6 protein-coding genes are annotated in these 7,797 nt (G+C 41.8%); 5 read left to right on the forward strand and 1 reads right to left on the reverse strand.

The genetic code is table 11. The annotated features are described in order from the left end of the window. Nucleotides 1-182 precede the first annotated feature (182 nt). The 3 genes from purE (at nt 183) to MWG72_RS13940 (ending at nt 3,830) form a co-directional block, all read left to right on the forward strand. On the forward strand, nt 183-695 hold the full coding sequence (gene purE / locus MWG72_RS13930; RefSeq protein ID WP_005104916.1) for a 5-(carboxyamino)imidazole ribonucleotide mutase: 513 nt from the start codon (nt 183-185) through the stop codon (nt 693-695). Between the two features lie 15 nt (nt 696-710). Next, nucleotides 711-1,832 carry a 5-(carboxyamino)imidazole ribonucleotide synthase gene (locus MWG72_RS13935; RefSeq protein ID WP_247144298.1) on the forward strand — a complete coding sequence of 374 codons (1,122 nt, stop codon included), beginning with the start codon at nt 711-713 and terminating at the stop codon, nt 1,830-1,832. A gap of 705 nt (nt 1,833-2,537) precedes the next feature. Then, nucleotides 2,538-3,830 (forward strand): lytic murein transglycosylase, encoded by a 1,293-nt coding sequence (locus tag MWG72_RS13940; RefSeq protein WP_247144299.1) that lies wholly within the window; start codon nt 2,538-2,540, stop codon nt 3,828-3,830. Between the two features lie 102 nt (nt 3,831-3,932). Here the strand turns inward: MWG72_RS13940 and MWG72_RS13945 are convergent, their stop codons facing one another. Continuing rightward, nucleotides 3,933-5,060, reverse strand: a complete 1,128-nt coding sequence (locus MWG72_RS13945; protein ID WP_247144300.1) for an anhydro-N-acetylmuramic acid kinase — start codon at nt 5,058-5,060, stop codon at nt 3,933-3,935. 80 nt (nt 5,061-5,140) lie between these two features. Here MWG72_RS13945 and tyrS point away from each other — a divergent pair, with 80 nt between their 5' ends. Both tyrS and MWG72_RS13955 read left to right on the forward strand, forming a co-directional pair. Continuing rightward, nucleotides 5,141-6,355 (forward strand): tyrosine--tRNA ligase, encoded by a 1,215-nt coding sequence (tyrS, locus tag MWG72_RS13950; RefSeq protein ID WP_004647151.1) that lies wholly within the window; start codon nt 5,141-5,143, stop codon nt 6,353-6,355. 530 nt (nt 6,356-6,885) lie between these two features. After that, nucleotides 6,886-7,179 (forward strand): hypothetical protein, encoded by a 294-nt coding sequence (locus tag MWG72_RS13955; protein ID WP_004647152.1) that lies wholly within the window; start codon nt 6,886-6,888, stop codon nt 7,177-7,179. Nucleotides 7,180-7,797 lie beyond the last annotated feature (618 nt).

Raw genomic sequence — 7,797 nt, forward strand, 5'->3', positions numbered from 1 at the left:
CTACTCCCCTATTTTTATTCCAGTTTTTGAAAATTCGATAAAAAAACAAGAAAAATCGAGCCTTGCTTTGACCGTTAAATTTTATGAAGCTGAATTTTCAGTCTATAATACGTACTCCTATTCAAGCTTGGCTCTCTCGTCGAGATTTATCTTTTCTCACTTTAATCTCTGGAAAATTTGCAATGAATGCGGCTGCTGCACAAGATACTCCTCTCGTAGGTATTATCATGGGTTCTCAATCAGATTGGGCAACTCTCGAACACACTGCCAATATGCTCAAGCAGCTTGGTGTCCCATTTGAAGCCGAAGTTGTTTCTGCACATCGTACTCCAGACCGCCTGTTTGAATATGCTGAGCAAGCGCGTGATCGTGGTATTCAGGTGATTATTGCTGGTGCAGGTGGTGCAGCGCATTTACCGGGTATGTGTGCGGCGAAAACTGATCTTCCAGTTTTGGGTGTACCTGTGAAATCTTCGATTTTAAACGGTATTGATTCATTGCTGTCTATTGTGCAAATGCCAGCTGGGATTGCGGTTGGTACCTTGGCTATTGGTCCTGCCGGTGCCACCAATGCTGCCATTATGGCCGCGCAAATTCTGGGTTTGACCCGTCCAGAAATCGCAAAAAATGTTGCAGATTTCCGTGCAGCGCAAACAGATAAAGTGGCAAGTAACAATATTCCAGGCCAGGCTTAAGTCGAGACACAGATTATGGATAAAACCATCGGTATTTTTGGTGGCGGTCAGCTGGGTCGTATGATGGCGCAAGCGGCACTTCCATTAAATATTCAATGTACATTTTTTGAAGCCAGCACAGACTGTCCTTCTGCTGCTTTGGGTCCGGTGATTTCGAGCCAGGCTGAAAATGGTCTGCAAGACTTTATTAATAGTGCAGATGTATTTAGCCTTGAGTTTGAAAACACGCCCCTTGCAGATGTTGATGTACTGACACAAAGCAAGCAACTGCATCCGCCACGTCAAGCTTTAGCGATTGCCCAGCATCGTTTGTCTGAAAAAGCCTTGTTTGATGAACTGGCTATTCCGGTTGCACCGTACAAAGCGGTCACTTCACTGGAAAGCTTACAGGCTGCTGTAGCTGAACTGGGTTTGCCGATCGTACTGAAAACTTCACGTGGCGGTTATGATGGCAAAGGCCAATTCGTTTTACGTTCGGCCGATCAGATTGATCAGGCTTGGACAGAATTGGGCCCTGCGGGTGAACTGATTGCTGAAAGTTTCGTGACTTTCTCGCGTGAAGTCTCGATCATTGCAGTGCGTGGTCAGAATGGCGATGTCAAAACCTGGCCTTTGGCAGAAAACCATCATCATAACGGGATCCTGTCGCACTCGATTGTGCCTGCACCAAACAGTGCAGATTTGCAGCCTGTGGCGCAGGACTATATCACTCGCCTGCTGAATCATCTGAATTATGTTGGTGTCCTGACCCTTGAGCTGTTTGTGACAGACAAAGGCTTATATGCTAACGAGATGGCACCACGCGTGCATAACTCGGGACACTGGTCGATTGAAGGCGCCGTATGTTCGCAATTTGAAAATCATGTACGTGCGGTGGCTGGTTTGCCTTTAGGTTCAACTGAAGTGATCCGTCCAACTGTCTTAGTGAACATCATTGGTCAGCATCCAAAGTCTGCCGACGTTCTGGCTTTGCAAGGTGCACATTTGCATCTGTACAACAAGTCAGAGCGTGAAGGTCGCAAGATTGGTCACATTACCCTGATGCCAAATGACAGCGCGCAATTGTCTGTGCTTTGCCGCCAACTGGCGAAAATTTTACCGAATCCATTGGCATTGAGCGAAGATATGACCATCTAGGCTTTAACTTGCTGATAAAAAAAGCGATCACTTCGATGATCGCTTTTTTATTTGTCTGCTTTCAGGCATGATTGCGCCTCTTTAAAAATGCCTGCCATTGATCGGATCAGTTTTTAAATCAATTGCTTATAAACTGATCAATTGAGTATAAATATACCAATTCAATAAAATTTTATTTATCGCTGAATTTTGTCATATTCATTTGTGGATAAGCCTAAAATCAAAGTTTGAATTTAAAACTGGAAAGTGGTTTTGAATTTAAATTCATAAAAACAAATTCAAATTTAAATCGGACTTTGAATTTAAACTTGCGCTTTTAAATTCAAAAAATATGAATTCAAATTTAAAACTGGATAAATAAATTCAAAGTTTTGAATTTAAAAATATTAGCCCATTATTCAAATGAATTTAAAAGAAAAACGAGTGTAATTAGAGCATGTTGATGATTGTGACTCACTTTTCCTGAAACAAGTTATCCCTATATTTTTTAAATTCAAAACTAATTTCAAATGTTTTGAATTTAAAAATCCTGCTGATTTGAATTTAAAGCAGGCTTGTGGATAAGTCGTGTTTAAATTTAAAGATTACAAAATGAATTTAAAAGTGTAGGAATTATGAATTTAAATTTACGCATTGGCGCTTTAATTTTCATCATGAGCTGCTAAGGTAGAAACATAATTCAAAATCTAAATATTCAAGGGTCTTATGCAACGGCTTGCACTTTTTGTTGGTTCTGTGGTCTTGGCTGCTTCACAGGCACAGGCTGAACTTATTATTAATGGTCAACGTGTCACGCCGACTGATTTGACCTCTATTTCAAATATCCCGAGTTATGCCTCCCAAAATAATTTTCAAAACTGTCTCGCCAATTTGCGCAGTCAAGCTGTTGCTAGAGGTGTAAGCGGCAGTACCTATGATCGTTATACCCAAAACTTAAGCCCTGATTATTCAGTGATTGAACGCCTGAATTACCAGCCTGAATTTTCTACCCCGATTTGGGATTATCTGTCTGGTTTGGTGGATGAAGAACGGGTTCAGCTCGGCCGGCAAAAATTACAGCAACATCGTGAGGTGCTCAATCGTGTTGCTGCCACCTATGGTGTACCTGCAGAAATGGTAGTTGCGGTATGGGGTGTTGAAAGTAATTTTGGTGATATTTCCGGGAAATATCCTTTATTACAGGCTTTAGGGACTTTGAGCTGTGAAGGCCGTCGCCAGAGTTATTTCCGTGGTGAGTTTTTTACTACCATGAAACTGTTACAGCGTGGCGATGTACGTGAAGAACATTTAAAGGGTTCCTGGGCAGGTGCATTTGGTCATACCCAGTTTATGCCATCGACTTATGATGAACTTGCAGTTGATTTTGATGGAGATGGCCGACGTGATCTAGTTTCGAGCATTCCGGATGCACTCGCATCAACTGCCAACTTTTTAAGCAAGCGTGGCTGGCAGAGCGGACAGCCTTGGGGTTTTGAAGTCAAGATCCCTCAAGGCATGTCGGTTTCCGGTGAAGGCCGAAGAAATAAAAAATCCTTGAGTAGTTGGATTAATCAAGGTGTAGTTCGTGCCGATGGTTCGGCATTGGTTCAAGGAAATTTATCGCAATCCTCTCAAGCTGGATTACTTGCGCCCGCGGGTCCGAATGGCCCGGTGTTCCTGGTCTTTAAAAATTTTGATGCCATTTATAGCTATAACGCGGCAGAAAGTTATGCATTGGCGATTGCGCATTTATCCGATCGCCTGCAAGGTAAAGGTAGTTTTACGGCCACATGGCCTACTGATGATCCGGGAACTTCGCGTGCAGAACGTCGTGAGATCCAGCAATTTTTATTGAATCGCGGCTATGACATTGGTGCGGTGGATGGTTTGATTGGTGATAAAACCCGTCAAGCGATTCGTCAGGAGCAGCAGCGTTTGGGCTTGAGTCCGACAGGACGGGCCGGTCAGCAGATTTTGCGGGCCTTTAGAAATGAAAATGCCAAACGCATGATGCAATAAAAATATTGAAAACGAAAAAAGGTCTGCATTCATGTAGACCTTTTTTAATGACTATCTTTCCAATAACTATATAGTCATGGAAATAATATTGTTTAGGATGGCTTAGACTGCAGTAATGGTACCGAGGACGCGATATCCAGCAGCACCAGTGACTGCAGGCAGGTTGCCATTCAGCTGGTTCATAAAACGCATGGCCAGCCAGGCAAAGGCAGTAGCTTCTACCCAGGTCGGACTGAGGCCCAGATCGGCGGTAGTCTGTACGCTCCATTCATGTTTGCGCAGGCGCCAGCGCAACTGCTCTAGTAAATGTGAGTTGTAGGCACCACCACCGCAAACAAAAACCTGTCCGGTATCCATGCCGGAGCGGTAAATGGCTTTTTTAATGGCTCGGGTGGTGAGCTTTAATAAAGTCGCCTGTACATTTTCCGGCGTATCTTCCAGTTCATCGTATTGCAGGTCATTGCGCCAGTCAGCAATCTGTTCATCCAGCCATTCCAGGTTGAAATCTTCACGACCGGTACTTTTTGGAGGTTCTTTGGAGAAGAATTCGTGTGACTGAAAGCGATCGAGTAAACTGCGAATCGGGGTGCCATAGGCTGCCCAGTTACCATTTTCATCAAAAGGCTGACCGGTATAACGGGCACACCAGGCATCCATCAAGATATTGGCTGGTCCAGTATCAAAACCATAAACTTCTTCAGGCTTGCCGGCAGGCAGCAGGCTGACATTCGCTATACCGCCCAGATTTAAAATTACCCGGTGAATACTGTCATGCTGGAAAATATCCTGATGAAATGCCGGAACTAAAGGTGCTCCCTGACCACCTGCCGCCAGATCACGACGCCGGAAATCTGAAATCACCGGAATCTGGGTAATTTCAGTAATGATGTTTGGGTCACCAATTTGCAGCGTGAAGCCATGTTCAGGACGATGCCGGATAGTCTGGCCATGCGAGCCAATCGCCTTAATTCTGGATTTATCCAGGTTATTTTTTTCAATCAGCGCATTAATACCATGACCAATCATTTGTGCCAGTGCAACATCGGCCTTACCCATGCGGTCAATTTCATTGTCATCTGGCAAAGTTAGTGCCATCAGCTCATCCCGAAGGTCAGGATCAAATGCCAAAGTGAGTGTGGCATGAAGCTGGAGTGGATCAAAAGAAGCAGCAACAATATCGACACCATCCATGCTCGTGCCGGTCATTACCCCAATATAGATCGCTGTCATGGTTATTCTTAAGCCTGCAATATGCTGAAAAAGTGTTAGTATATCGCACAAATTGAGTAACTGATGTATTGGATTTTGTGATGTCAAATTTCCTGCCGGCTGAAGAACAACTTGCCCTCATTCAACGAGGCACCCACGAAATTATTTCTGAAGAAGACCTTCTCAAGAAATTAAAATTGAATCGTCCATTAAAAATTAAAGCGGGTTTTGACCCGACTGCACCTGATTTGCACTTGGGCCACACGGTTCTCATTAATAAGTTAAAAGTATTCCAAGACTTGGGTCATGAAGTGTTGTTTCTGATCGGTGATTACACGGCGATGATCGGTGATCCAACTGGTAAGAGCGCAACACGTCCACCATTGTCACGTGAACAGGTTTTAGAGAACGCTAAAACATATCAAGAACAAGTGTTTAAGATTCTTGATCCAAACAAAACCAAAGTAGTGTTCAATTCGGAGTGGTTTGCACAAAAAACTGCGGCTGATCTAATTCAATTGGCATCACAGCAGACGGTTGCGCGTATGCTCGAGCGTGATGACTTCACCAAGCGTTATAATAACCAGCAGCCAATTGCGATTCATGAATTTTTGTACCCATTGGTACAAGGCTATGACTCTGTTGCGCTGGAAGCAGATGTTGAATTGGGTGGTACAGATCAAACCTTTAACTTGTTGATGGGTCGTACCTTACAAGGTCGTTATAACCAAGAAGCACAAGTATGTATCACAGTGCCAATCCTTGAGGGTTTAGATGGCGTCAACAAGATGTCTAAATCTTTAGGTAACTATATTGGTGTATTTGATGCGCCGGGCGCGATGTACCAGAAAGTGCTTTCAATGCCGGATGCATTGATTGAGCGTTATTTTGATCTGCTGAGCTTCAAAACCATTGAAGAAATTCAACAGTTATTAAAAGAAGTGGCAGAAGGCCGTAATCCACAAGAAGTCAAAAAGATTCTTGCGCTGGAGCTGGTTGAGCGTTTCCACGGTGCAGAAGCGGCTGCCAATGCGCATAAAGGCGCGGGCAATATCATTACTGAAGGTGAATTGCCTGAAGGTACGCCAGAAGTGACTATTTCACGTGGCGAGTTTGGTGGTGAAATCTTTATTACCTCGATTTTACGTGAAGCAGGTTTAACCAAAAATGCAGCCCAGGCTAAGGATGCATTAGGCCGTGGTGCAGTGAAAGTGGATTGGCAGACGGTAGATACGACGTATTCTGTGAAAGAGAACGTGACTTTGATTGTTCAGGCCAGCAAAAAAGCAATTGCTAAAGTCACTTTTGTTGACTAAAAAGCGGATAAGTTATTGAAATAAAAGCAGGCTTCGGTCTGCTTTTTTTATTGATGTCCTATATTTAAAAATCAAATAAGTAAAGTCAAAAAAAACCCTATGAAAACAAGAGTTAATTTTTCCCAAATCACTTGCTTTTCATCTTTATTATGTATAGGATTTATTCATCTAGAGAATTCGTTTAGAGCATCTAGAGGGTAGTAAAAATAATAGTACTCCACAACTGAGAAAGTCTCTTTTCCAAGAGGCTCTTTTTAAAAGCTTTAAAGCGAATAACTATAATAATGACATAATGGATCGGGTAAAGATTCAATTGTAAGGAGGAGATTTTGGGAGAGATCTCTTCCTTTTTTATTTATTCTGATTGCGTAATCAAGATATAAATCTGCATGCCTACTCTTGTCGTTGAGCAACTAAACTTAAAATTAACTAGCAAATTGGGCTTAGGTGAATGACCTCTAAGAATGAGTTCATTTCAATTGACTGTGAAAAAAGAGCAAAACATAAAAAATTAAAGCAGGGGTGATTGAATGTATCGCTTTCCAACAGAAAATATTTTTGATGAACAAATCGATTGCATATTACGGTTCTTATTTGAATACCAGCCAGTCGAACAAAAACAGCAACTCTATGGATCTGTCTATACTTTATTTATGCAGCTTGATCTGGCCGCGCATTACTTTCTATTTTCCCTGATTGAAGAGCAGTTACCGCGACGCGCGAAATTATTCTTTATTGCCGAGGATTATCAGGGTAAGAAAGACATGATTGTAGAGGTCATGCAACATTGGCGTGGACAGCAACAGCAGGAAAAAGTCGCTTAATGCAAAATAACAGACTTTATCTTCTATATATAAGTGATCTACGCATGGTTTTGGGATTCGAAAACTAAAAATGAATACTTCTTTTATATAGCAGCCCAAGAATAGGCTTTTATAAAAGCTTTTTACGTAAAAAATAACTCACAAATTAAGGAGTCTAGGATTTAGATCGGCTTACTGAGCGAGATAGATTAATTTTGGTTTTCTTTTGACGTGCTAATTTAAATAAAAGACAAGATTTCAATGTTAAAAGGCTAAAAATACTATTTTAACGATTATTGTGATAGCTTTTAGGTCTAAATGAATTTTCAGTTATAAAAATAAAATGACGTGTTTAGTGCATTTATTAAATAAAAACGCTTAAAAATTAGATAAAAAAGCGATTTTTTAGCAATTTTTGTAGAAAAAAAAGACATACGTGAAAAATATAGTGAATTGGGGGTTGCAATGATTCTGAAATCCTCTAGAATGCACCCATACCGACGAGATAGATGGAAACGAACGAAGCAGAATGGCGGAGTTGTTGAGTTTATCGAAGTCCAGCTTCTGGCACTGACGAGGTGTTAGAAAGATCATTAAGAGATTATGAAGAACAACTTGTGTGGATTTTTACTGGTTGAT

It is taken from the genome of Acinetobacter lwoffii, assembly GCF_022967985.1.
Taxonomy (GTDB): Bacteria; Pseudomonadota; Gammaproteobacteria; order Pseudomonadales; family Moraxellaceae; genus Acinetobacter.